Annotated in this window: 21 protein-coding genes; 10 read left to right on the forward strand and 11 right to left on the reverse strand. The window is 72.1% G+C overall.

Annotated features, from left to right (window positions below):
* Nucleotides 1-50: 50 nt before the first annotated feature.
* A complete protein-coding gene (locus tag KBX08_RS17870; protein WP_210784609.1) occupies nt 51-1,637 on the reverse strand; it encodes an MDR family MFS transporter in 1,587 nt (528 codons plus the stop codon).
* Between the two features lie 105 nt (nt 1,638-1,742).
* On the opposite strand from KBX08_RS17870, the gene KBX08_RS17875 reads away from it, so the two are divergent.
* Nucleotides 1,743-2,327 (forward strand): TetR/AcrR family transcriptional regulator, encoded by a 585-nt coding sequence (locus KBX08_RS17875; protein ID WP_210784610.1) that lies wholly within the window; start codon nt 1,743-1,745, stop codon nt 2,325-2,327.
* 41 nt (nt 2,328-2,368) lie between these two features.
* On the opposite strand, the gene KBX08_RS17880 is transcribed toward KBX08_RS17875, so the two are convergent.
* Both KBX08_RS17880 and KBX08_RS17885 read right to left on the reverse strand, forming a co-directional pair.
* The gene (locus KBX08_RS17880) at nt 2,369-2,878 is read right to left on the reverse strand and encodes a GNAT family N-acetyltransferase (protein WP_210784611.1); all 510 of its coding nucleotides are present in this window, start codon (nt 2,876-2,878) and stop codon (nt 2,369-2,371) included.
* Nucleotides 2,875-3,096 carry a biotin/lipoyl-binding carrier protein gene (locus tag KBX08_RS17885; protein ID WP_181518367.1) on the reverse strand — a complete coding sequence of 74 codons (222 nt, stop codon included), beginning with the start codon at nt 3,094-3,096 and terminating at the stop codon, nt 2,875-2,877. Before KBX08_RS17885 ends, KBX08_RS17880 begins: the two co-directional genes overlap by 4 nt.
* A 221-nt stretch (nt 3,097-3,317) precedes the next feature.
* Between KBX08_RS17885 and KBX08_RS34915 the strand changes: the two genes are divergently transcribed.
* Nucleotides 3,318-3,392 (forward strand): 50S ribosomal protein bL37, encoded by a 75-nt coding sequence (locus tag KBX08_RS34915; RefSeq protein WP_369814844.1) that lies wholly within the window; start codon nt 3,318-3,320, stop codon nt 3,390-3,392.
* 133 nt (nt 3,393-3,525) lie between these two features.
* Here KBX08_RS34915 and rsrA read toward each other — a convergent pair whose 3' ends face one another.
* From rsrA to KBX08_RS17915, 5 genes are all read right to left on the reverse strand, one after another.
* The gene (gene rsrA, locus KBX08_RS17895) at nt 3,526-3,813 is read right to left on the reverse strand and encodes a mycothiol system anti-sigma-R factor (RefSeq protein ID WP_030490399.1); all 288 of its coding nucleotides are present in this window, start codon (nt 3,811-3,813) and stop codon (nt 3,526-3,528) included.
* Nucleotide 3,814: 1 nt separating this feature from the next.
* The gene (locus KBX08_RS17900) at nt 3,815-4,639 is read right to left on the reverse strand and encodes a sigma-70 family RNA polymerase sigma factor (protein ID WP_210784612.1); all 825 of its coding nucleotides are present in this window, start codon (nt 4,637-4,639) and stop codon (nt 3,815-3,817) included.
* A gap of 235 nt (nt 4,640-4,874) precedes the next feature.
* Nucleotides 4,875-5,492: an alpha/beta family hydrolase gene (locus KBX08_RS17905; RefSeq protein ID WP_210784613.1), complete on the reverse strand. Its 618-nt coding sequence runs from the start codon at nt 5,490-5,492 to the stop codon at nt 4,875-4,877.
* Nucleotides 5,493-5,543: 51 nt separating this feature from the next.
* Entirely contained in the window at nt 5,544-5,936 is a 393-nt protein-coding gene (locus KBX08_RS17910) for a WhiB family transcriptional regulator (RefSeq protein ID WP_091406097.1), read from the reverse strand.
* A 197-nt stretch (nt 5,937-6,133) separates the two neighbouring features.
* Nucleotides 6,134-6,844 (reverse strand): SOS response-associated peptidase, encoded by a 711-nt coding sequence (locus KBX08_RS17915; protein WP_210784614.1) that lies wholly within the window; start codon nt 6,842-6,844, stop codon nt 6,134-6,136.
* A 103-nt stretch (nt 6,845-6,947) separates the two neighbouring features.
* On the opposite strand from KBX08_RS17915, the gene aroA reads away from it, so the two are divergent.
* Genes aroA through KBX08_RS17935 form a run of 4 tightly spaced genes read left to right on the forward strand, consistent with a single transcriptional unit; the run spans nt 6,948 to nt 11,142 of the window.
* Nucleotides 6,948-8,249, forward strand: a complete 1,302-nt coding sequence (gene aroA / locus KBX08_RS17920) for a 3-phosphoshikimate 1-carboxyvinyltransferase (RefSeq protein ID WP_210784615.1) — start codon at nt 6,948-6,950, stop codon at nt 8,247-8,249.
* Nucleotides 8,250-8,304: 55 nt separating this feature from the next.
* Nucleotides 8,305-9,381 carry a ribosome small subunit-dependent GTPase A gene (rsgA, locus tag KBX08_RS17925; RefSeq protein WP_210784616.1) on the forward strand — a complete coding sequence of 359 codons (1,077 nt, stop codon included), beginning with the start codon at nt 8,305-8,307 and terminating at the stop codon, nt 9,379-9,381.
* A gap of 28 nt (nt 9,382-9,409) precedes the next feature.
* Nucleotides 9,410-10,228 (forward strand): histidinol-phosphatase, encoded by an 819-nt coding sequence (gene hisN / locus KBX08_RS17930; protein ID WP_210784617.1) that lies wholly within the window; start codon nt 9,410-9,412, stop codon nt 10,226-10,228.
* Between the two features lie 59 nt (nt 10,229-10,287).
* Nucleotides 10,288-11,142, forward strand: coding sequence for a hypothetical protein (locus KBX08_RS17935; protein ID WP_238688493.1), 855 nt, complete (start codon nt 10,288-10,290; stop codon nt 11,140-11,142).
* A 45-nt stretch (nt 11,143-11,187) separates the two neighbouring features.
* On the opposite strand, the gene KBX08_RS17940 is transcribed toward KBX08_RS17935, so the two are convergent.
* The gene (locus KBX08_RS17940; RefSeq protein ID WP_210784619.1) at nt 11,188-12,387 is read right to left on the reverse strand and encodes a glycosyltransferase; all 1,200 of its coding nucleotides are present in this window, start codon (nt 12,385-12,387) and stop codon (nt 11,188-11,190) included.
* Between the two features lie 224 nt (nt 12,388-12,611).
* Between KBX08_RS17940 and KBX08_RS17945 the strand changes: the two genes are divergently transcribed.
* The 3 genes from KBX08_RS17945 (at nt 12,612) to KBX08_RS17955 (ending at nt 15,063) form a co-directional block, all read left to right on the forward strand.
* Complete coding sequence (locus KBX08_RS17945; RefSeq protein WP_210784620.1) at nt 12,612-13,610, forward strand: SDR family oxidoreductase; 999 nt, start codon at nt 12,612-12,614, stop codon at nt 13,608-13,610.
* On the forward strand, nt 13,610-14,401 hold the full coding sequence (locus KBX08_RS17950; protein ID WP_210784621.1) for an ATP-binding protein: 792 nt from the start codon (nt 13,610-13,612) through the stop codon (nt 14,399-14,401). Before KBX08_RS17945 ends, KBX08_RS17950 begins: the two co-directional genes overlap by 1 nt.
* Before the next feature lie 89 nt (nt 14,402-14,490).
* A complete protein-coding gene (locus KBX08_RS17955) occupies nt 14,491-15,063 on the forward strand; it encodes a DUF5709 domain-containing protein (RefSeq protein ID WP_091406114.1) in 573 nt (190 codons plus the stop codon).
* 7 nt (nt 15,064-15,070) lie between these two features.
* On the opposite strand, the gene KBX08_RS17960 is transcribed toward KBX08_RS17955, so the two are convergent.
* A complete protein-coding gene (locus tag KBX08_RS17960; protein WP_196924633.1) occupies nt 15,071-15,724 on the reverse strand; it encodes a response regulator transcription factor in 654 nt (217 codons plus the stop codon).
* A 14-nt stretch (nt 15,725-15,738) separates the two neighbouring features.
* Nucleotides 15,739-16,872 carry a MacS family sensor histidine kinase gene (gene macS / locus KBX08_RS17965; RefSeq protein WP_210784622.1) on the reverse strand — a complete coding sequence of 378 codons (1,134 nt, stop codon included), beginning with the start codon at nt 16,870-16,872 and terminating at the stop codon, nt 15,739-15,741.
* A gap of 119 nt (nt 16,873-16,991) precedes the next feature.
* Here macS and KBX08_RS17970 point away from each other — a divergent pair, with 119 nt between their 5' ends.
* A complete protein-coding gene (locus KBX08_RS17970; protein WP_210784623.1) occupies nt 16,992-17,447 on the forward strand; it encodes an ATP-binding protein in 456 nt (151 codons plus the stop codon).
* Nucleotides 17,448-17,532: the final 85 nt, after the last annotated feature.

A 17,532-nucleotide genomic window follows, 5' to 3' on the forward strand; every position in this document is an offset into this window, starting at 1 on the left:
AAACAGTGCTTATGCACGCGCACAAAGTGCAAGATCGCGGAGGTTCGGGGTCAGGCGACCGGGGCCTTGCCGAGGGCGACCTCGGCGTCCTCCTCCGGGGTGGCCTGCGGCGGCGCCTCGTTCGCGGTGCGCAGCGGGATCTCCTTGATGAACCAGGCGAGCACCGGGATCACGATGGTGAACAGCACCGCCCAGAGGAAGACGTGCGAGATGGCGCCGGAGAGACCACCGAGCACCGCCTCGCGCGCCTGGGCGGGCAGTTCCTTGAGCTTCTCCAGGTCCATCCCGGCACCGGCCTCGCCGCCACCGAAGGCCCGACCGCCCTCGGAGCTGGCCAGCCGGCTGGCGAAGATCGCGCCGAACAGCGAGATGCCGAACGAACCGCCGATCGACCGGAAGAAGGTGGCCGCGCCACTGGCCGCGCCGAGGTCCTTCTGCTCCACGCTGTTCTGCGCGATCAGCATCGACGTCTGCATGAGGAAGCCCATGCCGACGCCGAGCACGATCATGTAGAGCGAGGACATCAGCTTGCTGGTGTCGGTGTCGAGCATGGACAGCAGCGCCATGCCCGCGGTCATCATCACGCCACCGATGATCGGGTACGCCCGGTACCTGCCGTTGCGGGTGATCGCCCGGCCGATGACCAGCGAGACGACCAGCATGCCGAACATCAGGGGCAGCAGCAGCAGGCCACTGTTGGTGGCCGACGCACCCTGCACTGTCTGCTGGTAGAGCGGCAGGAAGTTCATCGCGCCGAACATCGCGAAGCCGAGCAGGAAGCCGATCACCGAGATCAGCGCGAAGTTGCGGTTGGCGAAGAGCGCCAGCGGCAGGATCGGCTCCTGGACGTGATACTCCACCACGGCGAACGCCGCCAACGAGAGGAGGGCCAGCAGGGCCAGGCCGAGGATCGGCAGTGACACCCAGTCGTACTCGTTGCCACCCCAGGTGGTGATGAGCACGATCGCGGTGATGCCGACCGAGAGCAGCCCGGCGCCGAGCCAGTCGATCCGGTGCTCGGTGCGGTACTTCGGCAGGTGCATTGTGGTGATCAGCACGAGCAGCGCGATTCCGCCCAGCGGCAGGTTCACGTAGAACGCCCAGCGCCAGGAGAGGTGGTCGGTGATGAATCCGCCGGCCAGCGGGCCGGCGACCATGGCGATGGCCATGATGCCGGCGATCATGCCCTGGTAGCGCCCGCGCTCGCGGGGCGGGACCAGGTCACCGATGATCGCCATCACGCCGACCATGAGGCCGCCGGCGCCGAGGCCCTGCACGGCCCGGAAGGCGATGAGCTGGACCATGCCGTCCTCTGGGCCGCCGAGCATCCCGGAGCCGGCCATGCCACAGAGGGCGGAGCCGACCAGGAAGACGACGACCGAGGTCAGGAAGACCGACTTGCGGCCGTAGAGGTCACCGAGCTTGCCCCAGATCGGGGTGGAGACGGTGGTGCCCAGGACGTACGCGGTAACCACCCAGGTGAAGTGGTTGAGCCCGCCGAACTCGCCGACGATCCGCGGTAACGCGGTGCTGACGATCATATTGTCGAGCATCGCGAGCATCATCGCGATCATCAGCCCGAACAGCACGACCCGAATGTTGTTGGGTCGCGTGCCGGCCTGGGTTGCCTGAGTCATGGGTAAGCTCCCCCCGAAGATTGCCGTACTTACTTGCCGCCCGGCTAGTCACCTTACTAGCCGCACGGTAAGTTGGGTACAAGCAACGGTCAAGCCATTTGGAGGGTGTGCGTGAGCGAGAGCACAGGCGGCGGAACGCGGGAACGGATCAAGGCCGTCGCGCTCGAGCTCTTCACCGAGCAGGGGTACGAGAAGACCTCGCTCCGGGAGATCGCCGAGCGCCTCAACGTCACCAAGGCCGCGCTCTACTACCACTTCAAGAGCAAGGACGACATCGTCGCCAGCTTCGTCGAGGACCGGCTGGAGGGGATGGACGCACTGATCGCCTGGGCCGCCACCCAGCCCGCCACCCTGGCCACCCGGCGCGAGCTGATCTCCCGGTACGCCGACACGATGTTCGACGGCACTCAGCCGTCGGTGATGCGCTTCTTCGAGCAGAACCAGACCGCGCTCAAGAGCCTCTCCTCCGGGCAGAAGATGCGCGGGCGGATGTTGGAGCTGGCCGACGCGCTCTGCCGGGGCGACGACTCCCCCGCCGCCCAACTGCGCGCCGCGCTGTCAATCTTTGCGGTGCACACGAGCTGGTTCGCGGTCCGCGCGCCGCACATCAGCGACGACGAACGCCGCAAGCTCGCCCTGGAGGTGGCCGACGAACTGCTGGCCGCCATCGGCACGCAGCCCGACGCCTGACCGGGCGTGATCGTGGCGGCCCGGGCTCGTCGGTCGCCGGCTCAGCCGCGCGTCAGCTCCAGCCGAAGGCCGAGCAGGTCCACACCAGGCAGCGGTGACCAGTCCTTTTCCGGCGAACGGACGAAGCCGCGCCGCGAGTAGAGCCGGTGCGCCTGATCGGCCATCCCGGCCCGGACGCAGATCACCACCGCCGTGCAACCCAACCCGGTTGCCCGGTCGACACACGCCTCGACCAGTGCGGCGCCCACACCCCGCCCCTGAGCGCCCGGGTCGACCGCGAGCATCCGGAACTCCGCCTCGCCCGGCCCGGCCAGCTCGGCGAACGGGGTGCCCGGCAGCACGAACGTGACCGAGCCGAGCACCGCCCCGGTCACCTCGTCGACAGCGACCAGCACCTCGCCGCTGGCGGCTCGGGTCGACACGTCGGCCAGCACCTCGCCGTACCCGTGTTCGCCCTTGAGCTGGCCGTCCGCCTCGTACGCGGCCACTGTCACCCGGGCCACCGCCGGGAAATCGGCCGACTCGGCCGAACGGACCCGCAACCCGGTCAAGCGATCACGGCGATCAGGTCACCGTCCTGCACGACGTCGCCCTCGTTGACGACGAGTTGCTGGAGCACACCGTCGGACTCGGCGACGACCGGGATCTCCATCTTCATCGACTCGAGGATCACCAGGGTGTCGCCCTCGGTCACCGTGTCACCCGCCGTGGCGACGACCTTCCAGACGTTGGCCACCATCTCGGCGCGGATCTCCTCGGCCATGTCCAGGCCCTCCCTCTTCGCGACGTGCCTGCCGATGTATCCAATCATGTGTCGACCGGCGATGGGCGGGCAGCGGCGCAGCCGGGATGACAGGCCCGCCCTGGGGAAGGCGGCGGGTGTCGACCGCACTACCATCAGCGGGTCGGACCCGACGCCGGACCGCCGGTGGCCGCATCCGCGCCGAGGTCGTGCGCAGGACGGATCCGACCCATCACGAGGAGGTCAGCATGGCGAAGAAGTCCCGGAAGAAGAAGGCTCGTAAGAAGAGCGCCGCGAACCACGGCAAGCGTCCCAACTCCTGAACGGGTCGACGGGCCGACTGCCCGTCGCCGCTCAGCCGGCCGAGGCCGGGTACACCGGTGGCCCGGGTCGACATCGACCCGGGCCACCGGTCTTGCCAGCTGGTGCCGACGCTCAATCGGCCAGCTCAGACGCTCAGTCGGCCAGCTCACGGGAGTCGCTGGTCTCGAAGACCACCAGCTCGGTGAGCTTGACCCGCAGCCGCTCACGCAGCTGATCCGGCGCGGTCTCGTTGCCGCAGCAACGCGCCACCAGCGCCCGCACCTCCTGCTCCAGCCCGTACTCGCGCAGGCAGGGCCCGCACTCGTCCAGGTGGTGCCGGATCAGCGAGCGACGCTCGTCGGCGCACTCCAGATCCAGGTAGAGATACACCTCCGCGAGCACTTCGCGGCAGTCCGTCTCGTGCGGCTCCCCACAGCTCACGTCACACCTCCCGGCCGGCAGCGGCGGTCGAGCCCTTCGCCGAACGGGCCGCACTGAAGCCCCGCTCGCCGGCGTAACGCTCGAGCAGCTTGCGCAGATTACGACGGCCCCGGTGCAGACGCGACATCACGGTGCCGATCGGCGTGCCCATGATGTCCGCGACCTCCTTGTAGGAGAAGCCCTCGACATCGGTGAGGTAGACGGCCAGGCGGAACTCCTCCGGCAACTGCTGGAGCGCCTCCTTGACGTCACTGTCCGGCAGCCGGTCCAGTGCCTCGGTCTCGGCCGAACGCAACCCGCTGGAGGTGTGCGACTCGGCCTCGGCGAGCTGCCAGTCGGTGATCTCCTCGGTGGGCGCCTGGATCGGCTGGCGCTGCCGCTTGCGGTAGGAGTTGATGTAGGTGTTGGTCAGGATCCGGTAGAGCCAGGCCTTGAGGTTCGTGCCCTGCTCAAACTGGTGGAAGGCCGCGTACGCCTTCAGGTACGTCTCCTGGACCAGGTCCTCGGCATCCGCCGGGTTGCGTGTCATTCGCAGCCCAGCAGCGTAGAGCTGATCGACGAATGGCATCGCGTCCCGCTCGAATCGGGCCCTGCGCTCGTCCGTCTTCTCGGTGGTCAACCGCACATCCCCTCGCGTCGGATGCTTTCCCGCCGAGGATACGCGCACGGACCTGCCCGCAGATTCACTTCCGGCCGGTGTGCCCGTGCTCACCGCACCCACCACGCCCGGTCCCGCCGTCGCGGGCCACTCCGGACCGTCCAGCAGCCGCTTCAGCTGCCGGGCGTCCCGCTCGTCCCGTTCCAGGCTTCGTGTCTCGGTTGGCACCGGTCACCCCCCTCGCAGAAAAGTCGTCCGGGGTTAGTAACGCGAGATGACCACTGGGGCATTCCGGCCGGTCCTCCCCGTTCCTGGTCCCGGCCCCGACGGCGGCCGGCGCTGGGACCAGGAAGGGCCTGGGAGGACTGGTGTCACCGGCCCTGCTTGGGCCGGCGGCACCAACGGATGCAACGACCCGTTCCCGCGCCGGAAACGGTCGCCCCGGCGAGCCGGCCGCGACGGGTCAGCTGGCCGCCCAGCCCTGGGCGGACAGCCAGTCCCGCACGGCGGCGGCGGTACCGGCCGGATCGCGGCGCAGGTCGTGCGTCTCACCGGGACGGCTCACCACCTGCACGGCCGGTCCCGGCTCCGGCGTCCCGAACGGATCCCGGTCGCCGTTGACGACCAACGTCGGCAGGCCGGTGCCCAGTTCGGCGGCGCGCGAGCGTTCCGGCCGGCCGGGCGGGTGCAATGGAAAGGCCAAGGCGACCACGCCCACCGCGCCCACCGCGCGGGCCGTCCGACAGGCCACCCGTGCGCCACTGGACCGCCCACCGACCACCACCGTCGGCACGTCGGCGTGCCGGTCGCGCAGCTCGGCGAGCACCGCCGTCCAGGCCTCGTCGAGGTGACCTGCCGGTGCCGGCGCGCGTCGACCGGCGACCCGGTAGGGCTGCGTCACCCGGACCACCGCCAGGCCGGCCGCCACCGACGCGTCCCGGACCGCGAGCAGGTCGGGCGCGTCGACGCTGCCGCCCGCGCCGTGCCCGAGGACGAGCAGGGCGGTGGCCGGGCGGATCGGCAGGTCGGTGTCGATCCACGCCGGACCGCGCGGGGTGGCGATCTCGTTGCTGGCTGGCACCGGCCTATTCTGCGCCGCCGGACGGGCGTCGGGTGCGAACCGGGCCGCCGATCAGCTCAGCGGGACCAGGGCCAGCAGGCGATCGCGCACCGGCGGGCCCGCGTCGTCGATGGCGTCCGGATCGGGTTCGACCTCGCCGCGCCAGGCGACCAGCATCGCCCGTCGTTCCCGCGGCGTGGTGCCGCCCCACACGCCGTGGCAGTCACCGACGTCGAGGGCCCAGGCCAGGCAGGACCCCTGCACGTCACAACTGCGACACAGCGCGACGGCGGCGTCCGCCGGCTCGTTCGGTGCCGGAAAGAATGTCTCCGGATCGACGCTCTGGCAGGTTCCTCTGGTGCGCCATGCGTCGTCCTGTCGCCGTTCTCGCACGGCCCGCAGCAGTCGCGGATCTCGCCGCGCCGCCGCCACCTCGTGCGGGCGCGGCATACGTGCCCGTGTCATCCACCCACCTCCCCCGTGGGACCGGCAAGAGCTGTGGACGTCGTCCGCCCCGTGCGGACCGACAGCCACTACCGGCGCTGTGTTCTATCGCACTTCACAACACCGGGACAAGGGTCTGCCGGGAACATGACTGAACAGCCAGGAGACGAATCGCGCGGAACCCTGGCAAATCGGCGGCCGACGATGCGCGGCGCCCGTCAGAACAGGGTCAGCTCCTGCGGTGGCACCGTCGGCGCCACCGCCACCCGCGCGGTCAGCTGTGGCCCGTCGTTACGAACGTCTCCCACCGCCGCACCCACCGGGCGGATCTCCAACCCCGCCAACTGCTCCGCCGACGCCGGAGTGAGCAGCCGCCCCGGCTCGTCCGTCGGCGCGAGCCACGACGACCAACGCTCCGGCGGCAGCAGCACCGGCATCCGGTCGTGCACCTCGGCCAGGTCGCCGAGCGCCGCGGTGGTCAGCACGCTGAAGGTGAGCCGGGTCTCTGCGTCGGACTTCCAGAGCGACCAGATGCCGGCCAGCGCGAGCACCGAGCCGTCCCGGGGGGTCATGAAGTACGCCTGTCGCCCGCCGTCGGGCAGCCGGACCCACTCGTACCAGCCGTCGGCCGGGACCAGGCAACGGCGACGGGAGAAGGAACCGGCGTACGCCCGGCTGGTGGCCACGGTCTCCGCCCGCGCGTTGATCATCCGGGCGGCTCCCGAGGCCGACCGGGACCAGTGCGGCAACAGACCCCAGCGACCGACGCAGAGGCTGCGGTGCCCCTCCGGGCTGACCCGGACCAGCGGCACCGGGTCGGTCGGCGCGACGTTGTGGTCCGCCCGCACCAGGCCGTCGGAGTCGTCGGACGACTCGAACAGCGCGCTCAGCTCGCCGGAACTCCGGGTCGTCGCGTACCTGCCGCACATGGGGCACACGCTAACGCGTCGGAGGCCCCGTCGGCTGTCCCGCCAACCGGGAGTACGAGTGCCGGGCCCCGCCGCCCGCCCGCCGACACGGCAGAATGTAACCGTGGGCAACCTGACCGCGACCCGGCCGCCGCAGCCGTGGACCGCACCGACCGCATCCGACCCGGTGGCGGCGACGCTGCGCCTGCCCGGTTCCAAATCGATGACCGCCCGGGCCCTGGTGCTCAGCGCGCTGGCCGCCGGCCCGTCGACGCTGGCCCGGCCACTGCGCGCCCGCGACACCGAGTTGATGGCCGCCGGCCTGCGGGCGATGGGCGCGCACGTCTCGATCAGCGACGACGAGCGCTGGCTGGTCCGACCGCACCCGCTGGCCGGCCCCGCCCACGTCGACGTCGGGCTGGCCGGCACCGTGATGCGGTTCGTGCCACCGGTGGCGGGCCTGGCCGACGGGCAGGTCACCTTCGACGGTGACCCGTACGTGCGCACCCGCCCACTCGGCCCGTTGGTCGGCGCGCTGCGCTCGCTGGGCGTCCGGATCGACGTCACCGGCACCGGCAGCCTGCCGCTGACAGTGCTCGGCACCGGCCGGGTCACCGGCGGCGAGGTCGTGATCGACGCGTCCGCCTCAAGTCAACTCGTCTCCGGGCTGTTGCTGGCCGCCCCGCGCTTCGACAGGGGCGTCGTGGTGCGCCACGTCGGCCCCCCGGTCCCCTCCGCGCCGCACCTGCGGATGACGGTGCGGATGCTGCGGGCCGCCGGCGCGGCGGTCGACGACAGCACCCCCGACGTCTGGGCCGTCGAGCCCGGCCCACTCACCGGGCGCGGCTGGGACATCGAACCGGACCTCTCCGGCGCAGTGCCGTTCTTCGCCGCCGCGATGGTCACCGGCGGCGAGGTCACCTTGCAGGGTTGGCCGCACAGCAGCGCGCAGCCGGTCGAGAAACTCCGCTCGCTGCTACAGCGGATGGGCGGCGAGGTCACCCTCTCCACCAACGGGTTGACCGTCCGTGGCACCGGCGTGGTGCACGGTCTGAGCGCCGACCTCTCCGACGTCGGCGAGCTGACCCTCGTGCTGACCGCGCTGGCCATGCTGGCCGATTCGCCGTCGGTGTTCACCGGCGTCGGGCACATCCGTGGCCACGAGACCGACCGGCTAGCCGCGCTCGCGCGCGAGTTCGGCGGGCTCGGGGCGGACATCACCGAAACACCGGACGGGTTGGAGATCCGGCCCCGACCCCTGCGGGGCGGCATCTTCCGCACCTACCACGACCACCGGATGGCGCACGCCGCCGCGGTGGCCGGGCTGGCGGTTCCGGGCATCGAGGTGGACGACGTGGGGTGTACCTCCAAGACCATGCCCGAGTTCCCGGCACTATGGTCAGCGATGGTGACCGGCAAGAGCTGACGCGAGAAGAGGACAGGTCCTGGCGACCAAACGGCGGGAGTACGACGAGGACGACGTGCGGGTCCGGCCCGGAAAATCGTCGCGCCCGCGTACGCGCACCCGCCCCCAGCACGCCGACGCGGTCGACGGGTTCGTCATCGCCGTCGACCGGGGGCGCTACACCTGCGTGCTCTCCGGGGCCGAACGCGGCGTCGTCGGCGCCGAGCTGCCCACTGTCACCGCCATGCGGGCCCGCGAGTTGGGCCGCAAGTCGGTGGTGGTCGGTGACCGGGTCAGCCTGGTCGGCGACACGTCCGGCGCGGAGGGCGCGCTCGCCCGCATCGTCCGGATCGCCGAACGTCGCTCGGTGCTGCGTCGCACCGCCGACGACGACGAGACCACCGCCGAGGGTCGGCTGGAACGGGTCGTGGTGGCCAACGCGGACCAGTTGGTGATCGTCAGCGCGTTGGCCGACCCACCGCCGCGCACCGGGTTCATCGACCGCTGCCTGGTGGCCGCGTACGACGCGGACGTCGAGCCGCTGCTCTGCCTCACGAAGGCCGACCTGGCCGGGCCGGAGGAGGTGCTCGGCTACTACACCGAGCTGGAGCTGCCGTACGTGCTCAACCGCCCCGACTCCGACCTCGACGCGCTCCGTGCGCTGCTCAGCGGCAAGGTGTCGGTGCTGGTCGGGCACTCCGGCGTGGGCAAGTCGACGCTGGTCAACCGCCTCGTTCCGGACGCGCTGCGCGCGGTCGGCGTGGTCAGCGCGATCGGCCGGGGCCGGCACACCTCGACCAGCGCGGTGGCACTGCGGCTGCCACCGGTGCCCGGGATCGACACCGATCCGGGCTGGATCATCGACACCCCCGGCATCCGCAGCTTCGGGTTGGCGCACGTCTCGGCCGACAGCCTGTTGCACGGCTTTCCGGACCTGGTCGAGGGCACCGTCGACTGCCCACCGAACTGCCCTCACACTGCCGACGAGGCCGACTGTGGGCTGGACGCCTGGGTGGCCGCCGGTAAGGCCGACCCGCGCCGGCTGGCCTCGTACCGTCGGTTGCTCGCCTCCCGGGCCGGCGAGGGTGACTCGCGCGGCGACAGCGACCAGCGCGGCCCCGGCGAGGGTGACCGGCGCGGCCCCGACGAGTGACCCGAAGGGCGTGGGCTAGGTTGCCGGCATGACCGGGTACGCCGACGACCTCGCCCTCGCCCACCTGCTCGCCGACCGGGCCGACGCCATTGCCACGGCCCGGTTCCGCGCGCTCGACCTGCGCGTCGAGGCGAAGCCCGACCTGACCCCGGTCTCCGACGCGGACACCGCGGTGGAGCGGGAGATCCGTGCCCTGCTGGCCGAGCACCGACCGGCCGACGGGCTGCTCGGTGAGGAGTACGGCGCGCAGTCGTCCGCCGACCCGAACGGTCGCCGGTGGATCATCGATCCGATCGACGGCACCAAGAACTTCGTCCGTGGCGTGCCGATCTGGGCCACCCTGATCGCGCTCTACGACGGCGACCGGCCGGCGGTCGGCGTGGTGTCCGCGCCGGCGCTCGGACGACGCTGGTGGGCCAGCGCGGGTGCGGGCGCGTACGCCGGGCCGGGCCCCGCGGCCGGCGAGCGGATCGGCGTGTCAGCGGTGCGGGGGATCGCGGACGCCAGCTTCTGCTACTCGTCGCTGAACGGGTGGGAGGAAGCCGGGCGGCTCGACGCGGTGCTCGACCTCATGCGGGACAGCTGGCGCAACCGGGCGTACGGCGACTTCTACGGCTACATGCTGTTGGCCGAGGGGGCACTGGACGTGATGGCCGAGCCGGAGTTGTCGCTGTGGGACGTGGCGGCGCTGGTTCCGATCGTCACGGAGGCGGGTGGCACGGTCACGGATCTGGCCGGACAACCGGCCCCCACCGGCGCTCCGGGCACCGACAGCAGCGTGGTGGCCACCAACGGTGTGCTGCACGCCGACATCCTCGCCCGCCTCAATCGACCAGCCGAGCGCTGACCCCCGGCAACCTCTATCCTCGCCAGGTGGTCTCCTCCGGTTGGTGCTTTCTCGCGGCGATGATCGTCGCGTACGGCTTCGCCAACCTGCTCCAGTCGGTGGCGGCGGCCCGCACCACTGTCCACCACACCTTCGATCCGGGCCTGCTGCTGCGCCTCGCCGGGCACCGGACGTACCTGGTCGGCCTCGGCTGTCAGATCGGCGGTTTCGTGCTCGCCTTCCTGGCTCGGCGGGACCTGCCGCTGTTCCTCGTGCAGGCCAGCGTGGCCGCCGGGCTCGGGGTGACCGCCATCCTCGGGGTGCTGGTGCTGAAGTGGCGGCTGCCGGCGGCGGAGGTGGTGCTGCTGGCGCTGCTCTTCGCGGGGATCACCGCGCTGGTGCTGTCCGCCCGGCCGGCGCCGTCGAAGCAGCTCGGCACCGCCGGCTCGATCGCCCTGCTGGTGGCGCTGGGCGTGATCGCGGTGCTCGGTTTCTTCGCCGTCCGGCTGCACGGGGCGCCGGGTTCGGTGGCCCTCGGCTCACTGGCCGGGCTGGCGTTCAGCTCGGCCGCGGTCGCCGCCCGACCACTGGCGTCCGCGCCGTCCGCCGAGGCGTTCCTCGCCGACCCGCTGTTCTACCTGCTGATCGCCCACTCGATAGTGGGTCAGCTGCTGCTCGGTCTGGCCATGCAGCGCGGCTCGACGACCGCCGCTGTCGCCGCGATGGACGCCGCCGGCGCGGTGCCGGCCGCGATCGTCGGCCTGCTGCTGCTCAACGACAAGATCTGGCCGGGGCGGGAGTGGCTGGCCGCTGTCGGCTTTCTGGTCACCCTGGCCGCGGTGATCGGCCTGACCCGGTACGCCGAACCGCAGCAACACCGTTCGGTGGCACGCCGTCGGGACCCCGCGATGGTCGGTGCCGGCCGGCCGGGCTGACCGTCCGGCACCGCGCCACTGCAGAGGTGTCGCGGCACCGCCGACTCAGGCCTCGACCGGCTTGCGGCGGCTCACCACCCGTTCGTAGAGGCGCTCCAACGCACCGGCGGTCCGCTCCCAGGTGTAGCTGCTGCGCACCCGGTCCACCGCGGCGTGCCCGTACGCGAACCGGCCGGCGTTGTCGGCGAGCAGCCGGCGCATCGACACTCCGAGTGCCCGTACGTCACCTGGGGGAACCAGGCGGCCGGTGACCTCGTCGACGACGGCGTCCGCCAGGCCGCCCATCGCGTAGCCGATCACCGGCACCCCGCAGGCCATCGCCTCCAGCGAGACCCGCCCGGCCGAGGAGTAGTGCGGCGTGCAGGCGACCACGTCCGCCGACCGGTACCAGGTGGCCATCTGGTCGTGCGGCACCGCTCCGACGAGCCGTACCTGGTCGACGACGCCGAGCTGTTCGGCCAGCTCGCGCAGCCGTCGCGCCTCGGCGTGGTTGGCCAACTGGTCGGCCGACGGCCCACCGGCGATCACCAGCTCGGCGTCACCGACCAACCGCATCGCCCGGATCAGGTCCTCCTGGCCGTGCCCGGCGGACAGCGAGCCCACCGAGAGGATGCGGGGCCGCTGCTCGCGGGGTGCTGCCTCGCCGTCGGGGTGGAACAGGTCGATGTCGACGCCGGCCGGCACCAACGCGACAGAGCTGCGTTGCAGACCCATCCGGGTCAGCTCGTCGACCTCGTCGTTGGACTGGGCCACGGCGATGTCGACCGCCCGGGTCAACGCGCGCTCCAGCGTGATCCGCTGGCCCGGCCCGTCGTAGTGGCCTCCCAGGTGACGCAGCTGCTCGATGCCGAGCGAGTGGAACGTCTGCACCACCGGTATGTCGGTCTCCCGAACGGCGTGCGCGGCGGCCAGCCCACCGACCCAGTAGTGCCCGTGCACCACCTCGGGCCGCCAGGAACCCGACCACTCGTCGGCCAGCCAGCGGCCGACCTCCGTCACGTGCGGGATCAGCTCGACGGTGGGTAGTGGGGCGGGCGGGCCGGCGGGCACCTGGTGCACCTGGTAGCCGTCGACGTTCATCGTCGCCGGTAGCGTCGGGTCGTCCCGGCGCACGTAGAGCCGGACGTCATGGCCTCGCTCGGCCAGTTCGGCGGCGACCCTCGCGGTGTGCTGTCGGGTGCCGACCGGCGGGCCGTCGGCGTGGCGGTAGGAACTGGCGTGCGCGCAGACGAGGCCGACGCGCATGGGTCACCTCCCTGCGATCTTTCCTCGGCGGTGGTCCTCCCGGTCAGAGCGTCCCATTAACCCCGCGACGCTGAGCCGAAACCTGGCAGATCAGGAAGAGTCAGCGCAGGTGCCACCGACACTTGCGCCACGGCAAGCACAGGCGACACGCGACAGCACGGTTCGACGATGATCGACAAGCCGTCGTCGGTGTGACCAGGCCCGGCCGGGGGTACCGCTCAGGAATGCCGCTGACCCGCAGTCTCGACGATTCGACCGTGGTGATCACCGGCGCGTCCAGCGGGATCGGCACGGCGACCGCGTACGCACTGGCCCGCCGGGGTGCCGCCGTCGTGCTGGCCGCCCGCAGCGAGCCGGCCCTGCTACAGGTCGCGCAGCGCTGCCGGGAGTTGGGCGGGCGCGCTCTGGTCGTACCGACCGACGTCACCGAGTTGGAGTCGGTGCGGCGGCTGGCCGAGCAGGCGGCGGCCGAGTTCGGCCGGATCGACGCCTGGGTGAACAACGCCGCGGTGAGCGCCGTGGGGCTGTTCGACGAGATCCCGGTCGCCGAGTTCCGCCGGGTGCTGGAGGTCAACCTGCTCGGGGCGGTACACGGCATCAAGGCGGCCCTGCCCTACCTGGGCGCCGCCGGTGGTGGTGTGCTGGTCAACAACGCCTCGGTGCTGGCCGAGGTGGCCATGCCGTACCAGTCGGCGTACAACGCCACCAAGCACGGCATCCGCGGGCTGGCCGACACCGTCCGACAGGAGCTGCGGGTCACCGGTCGCGGTCACATCTCCGTCTGCACAGTGCTGCCGGCCACTATCGACACCCCCTTCTTCCGGCACACCGGCAACCACAGCGGCCGGGAACTGGTGCCGCCTCCTCCGATCTACCCGCCGGAGGTGGTCGCCGAGACCATCGTCCGGCTGCTGCGCCGGCCCCGCCGCGAGGCGTACGCCGGCGGCGCGGCCCGGCTGATCGGCCTGCAGTGGCGGCTGGCACCCGCGCTGGTCGAGCGCACCCTCGGCTGGTACGCCCACCGCACCCAGTTCGGCCCGGGCGCCCGGGTGGACAGCAGCGGTAACGTGTTCCACCCCGATGCCCAGGCGCGTCAGGACGGTGGCTGGCACGGTCGGCGGCGACAGTTGGTGCGGATGACCGCCGCGTTCGGTCTGGCCGCCGCCGGCACCGCTGTCGGCACCCTGGCGGCCATCAACCGCCGCTCCCGGTCGGACCGCTGATGGCCGATGTCGAGCGCCCGAATGCGCTGACCGTCACCGGCGCGCACAATGGGGCGATCATGCCGAGCTGTCTCGTGGAAATCGACGAGTCGTCAGCGGTGGTCCGGCTGACCGGTGTGCTCGATGCCGCCGGCGCCGAGGCGGTACGCGGCGCGCTGCTCGCCCGTCTGCTGGCCCGGCCCGGCCCGGTGGTGGCCGACGTGACCGGCCTGCGGGTCGTCGACCCGGCCGGGCGCGGCGTCTTCGCCGACGTACGCCGGGAGGTCGCCGACTGGCCCGCCGCGGACCTGCTGCTGTGTGACCCGGCGGTCGACGGGCCCGCCCGCCCGGACGCCGCGCTCGCCGGGGTGCCGGCCTGGCCGACGCTCGACGGGGCGCTGGCCGCTGTGGCGGCGACACCCCTGGCGGCGGTGCTCACCGCCGAACTGGCTCCGGCGGTGGGAGCGGCCCGGCAGGCGCGCGAGCTGGTCGCCACCGGTTGCGAGCGCTGGGGCATGCCGACGCTCACCGACCCGGCGTGCATCGCGATCACCGAGATGGTCAACAACGTGGTGGCGCACGCCCGGACCCCGATGACGGTTCGGCTGGCGCCTCAGGAGGCCACCCTGCACCTGGCGGTTCGCGACCACTCCCCGCGTCAGCCGACCTTCGCCGGGATCTCCCCGCCGAACCGTGCCGGCGGCCGGGGCCTGCTGCTGATCGACACGGTGACCCGTCGTTGGGGCAGCAGCGCCGTACCGGACGGCAAGGTCGTCTGGTGTGTGCTGCATCCCGACGACGAGGCCGCCTGACGGGGGCTTTCGCCATCGGCGCCCGGTTCGGCGACGTACCGCCGGAGGCCGCCCGGTTATGGCGGCAGGGCAGCGGGTAGTGATCAGACATGCGCGACAACGAGTACCCGACCCCCCTGTCCGACACCGAGGCGCAAGGGCTGCCCGACACCGCCGATGACGACTCGACCGCCAACGACGACGTCCTCACCGGGCGCGAGGCGGACGGCCCGGACCCGGCCCAACTGCCCGGCGATCGGACGCCGGTGGCGGTGGACCGGTTCGGAACGACCGCCGAGGAGCAGCTCGACGGTGAGTCGTTGGACTACAAGCTCGACCGCGAGGTCTACGAGCGCCCGGCGGACGACCCGCTGGCCGGCACCATCGACCCGAAGATCGCCTTCGAGGCGGACAACCTGGAAGCCGCGGCGGAGGCTCAGCTGGACGCCGACGTGATGGATCCCGGGCCGACCTCGGACCCGAACTCACCGGTCTCCCTCTACGACCACGGTCAGCTCGGCACGGTGGCCGACGCCACTGTGGGCCGACTGGTGGAACCGGACGAGGGGTCGCACACCGACCAGGAGACCGACTCGGTGGCGTACGACGCCGGATCGGCCGGGGGCGGAGCGACAGCCGAGGAGTTGGCCATCCACGAGACAGAGCCGCCGCGCTCGGTCTGACGTCCGCTCAGTCGTCCAGACCGCGTTCGATGGCGTACCGGGTCAGCTCGACCCGGTTGTGCAGTTGCAGCTTGCCCAGGGTGTTCTGCACGTGGTTCTGCACCGTGCGGTGCGACAGGCCGAGCCGCTGGGCGATCTGCTTGTACGACATCCCCTTCGCCACCAGCCGCAGCACCTCCGTCTCCCGTTCGGTGAGCTGGGGCGTCGCGGGTTCGGCAGCGCCGGCCGGGCCGGTCCCCCGCCCCGGTCCGGCGGCCAGCCGGCGGTACTCGCCGAGCACCAGCCCGGCCAGGCCGGGGGTGAAGACCGCGTCGCCGGCCGCGGTGCGGTGCACCGCTTCCAGGAACTCGGCGGGCGCTGTCGACTTCACCAGGTAACCGGTGGCCCCGGCCTTCACCGCGTCCAGCACGCTCTGCTGTTCGCCGCTGGCGCTGAGCATCAGCACCCGTACGGCGGGCAGTGCCGCGCGCAACCCCAGGATCACCTCGACGCCGGAGATGTCGGGTAGTTGCAGGTCGAGGACGACGACGTCGGGCCGGGCGGCGGCGGCCACCCGGATGGCCTGTCGTCCCTCGCCGCTGGTCGCCACCACCAGGAAACCGGCCTCGGTCAGGTCGCGGGCCACGCCCTCCCGCCACATCGGATGGTCGTCCACCACCATCACCCGGATCGGGTTCACCGCGGTGACCTCGGCACGCTCAGCTCGATCTCGGTGCCCGCCTCGGGGCCGGACACGATCCGGACAGTGCCGCCCACGTCGGCCACCCGGCCCCGGATCGACTGGGTCACGCCGAGCCGACCCTGGGCGGCCGCCTCGTCCAGCCGACCGTCCGGGATGCCCGGCCCCTCGTCGCGGATCGACACGGTCACCGTCGCCCCCTCGTCCTCGATCAGCACCCAGGCCCGTCCGCCGGCGTGCCGCCCCACGTTGTCCAGGGCCGCGCCGGTCGCGGCGGCCAACTCTCCGGCCACCCGGCGGGGCAGCGGCACCGGGGTGGCCGGGGCGGAGAGCGCCACCGCCCCCGAGGCGTACCGGCCGAGCAGGGTCCGCAGGTCCACCGCCTCGCCGCCGTCCGGGAGGCTCGCGGCGGCCGGGCCGGCGCCGGCGATCAGCGCCCGCAGGGCAACCTCCTGCTCGCCGGCCAGCCGGGCCAGCTCGCCGGCCTCACCGGGCAGGTCGGCGCCGCGCCGCTGCACCAGCGCCAGCACCTGGAGCACCGAGTCGTGAATGTCCCGGGCCAGCCGCTCCCGCTCCCTGGTGGCGGCCTCCAGCTCCACCGCGCGCTGCAACCGCTCCTCGGCGCTCACCGCGAGCCGGGCAACGTGCCCGACCACCACTCCGGCGAGCAGCATCAGGATCACCCCGGTGAACGAGGACTGGCCGATCCGCTCCCGGGTGGCCAGGTCCGCGCCGGCGACCAGCAGCGCGGCGACAGTGCCCCGCCGCCGGCCACCGGAGACGGCCCAGGCCAGCACCGGGCCGGCCATCCAGGCCACCCCCAGGGTGGGTACGCCTTGGGTGAGCGCCGTCCGGCCGACAGCCCATGGGGTGGCCAGCACGATGGCCACTACCACCCCGAGGTCGGCCAGCAGCAGCGGCCAGCGCCGCCAGGCCGGTCGGGCGTACCCAATCGCTGTCGCGCCGGTCCAGGCGATCATCAGAAGGATCAGGGCGCCGACGGCGTACGGGTGGGCGTACCGGTCGGCGTCGCGCACCGCGAGCGCGCAGACGTACGCCAGGGAGGCCAGCCTGAACACGGTGAGCGCACGCCACAGCGGCACCTCGAACCCACCCGGCGGCGACGGCATGGCGGTCAGGATGCCACAACCGGGCCGGTACACGGCGAGCAGCGAGTGCGGTTCGGGAAACCCTGACGTACGGTGGAAAAGCCGCGAAATACTCCGAGATGCGCCGCCGGGACGGGCCCATGACGAACGCAGATCCGCACGCACCGCGTACGGTTGTGCCCATCGAACCTGCCCTCCTGATCGCCGAAGCCTTTGACCAGGCCCAGGTGACCGAGATTCGACACTCGGTCACCTCCTGCGCGCACGCCTCGGGCCTCAGCGGCCAACGGCTGGACGACTTCGTGCTCGCGATCAATGAATTGATCACCAACGCGGTGCGACACGGCGGCGGGCGCGGCTGGCTGCGGCTCTGGCACGAGTCCGGTGTGCTGGTCTGCGAGGTCGCCGATCACGGGCACGGGATCAGCCCGCAACGGTTGGGCGACCGCACTCGGCCCACCCCGGACACCGCTGGCGGCTGGGGCCTCTGGCTGGCCCGCGAGTTGACCGACGCGATGGAGGTCGTCACCGGCACCGCCGGCACCACCGTCCGCATCACGACGGGCCTAACCACCCAAAACCACACCCCGCGCTAACCCCCACTCAGCCTCGCCCTCGCCCGTCGCCCGTCGCTCCGGCGATCTTGCGATTCCTGTTGTCAAGATGAGTGGAATATCCCTT

This window comes from Micromonospora sp. H61, assembly GCF_018070325.1.
Classification (GTDB): Bacteria; Actinomycetota; Actinomycetes; order Mycobacteriales; family Micromonosporaceae; genus Micromonospora; species Micromonospora salmantinae.

Excerpts from the sequence above, each read along its gene's own strand:
- KBX08_RS17870 (WP_210784609.1), bottom strand. The coding sequence starts at position 1,637 with ATGACTCAGGCAACCCAGGCCGGCACGCGACCCAACAACATTCGGGTC.
- KBX08_RS17910 (WP_091406097.1), bottom strand. The coding sequence starts at position 5,936 with ATGACACGGGCACGTATGCCGCGCCCGCACGAGGTGGCGGCGGCGCGG.
- KBX08_RS17915 (WP_210784614.1), bottom strand. The coding sequence starts at position 6,844 with ATGTGCGGCAGGTACGCGACGACCCGGAGTTCCGGCGAGCTGAGCGCG.
- hisN (WP_210784617.1), top strand. The coding sequence starts at position 9,410 with ATGACCGGGTACGCCGACGACCTCGCCCTCGCCCACCTGCTCGCCGAC.
- KBX08_RS17935 (WP_238688493.1), top strand. The coding sequence starts at position 10,288 with ATGATCGTCGCGTACGGCTTCGCCAACCTGCTCCAGTCGGTGGCGGCG.
- KBX08_RS17940 (WP_210784619.1), bottom strand. The coding sequence starts at position 12,387 with ATGCGCGTCGGCCTCGTCTGCGCGCACGCCAGTTCCTACCGCCACGCC.
- KBX08_RS17945 (WP_210784620.1), top strand. The coding sequence starts at position 12,612 with ATGCCGCTGACCCGCAGTCTCGACGATTCGACCGTGGTGATCACCGGC.
- KBX08_RS17950 (WP_210784621.1), top strand. The coding sequence starts at position 13,610 with ATGGCCGATGTCGAGCGCCCGAATGCGCTGACCGTCACCGGCGCGCAC.
- KBX08_RS17955 (WP_091406114.1), top strand. The coding sequence starts at position 14,491 with ATGCGCGACAACGAGTACCCGACCCCCCTGTCCGACACCGAGGCGCAA.
- KBX08_RS17960 (WP_196924633.1), bottom strand. The coding sequence starts at position 15,724 with ATGGTGGTGGACGACCATCCGATGTGGCGGGAGGGCGTGGCCCGCGAC.
- macS (WP_210784622.1), bottom strand. The coding sequence starts at position 16,872 with ATGCCGTCGCCGCCGGGTGGGTTCGAGGTGCCGCTGTGGCGTGCGCTC.
- KBX08_RS17970 (WP_210784623.1), top strand. The coding sequence starts at position 16,992 with ATGACGAACGCAGATCCGCACGCACCGCGTACGGTTGTGCCCATCGAA.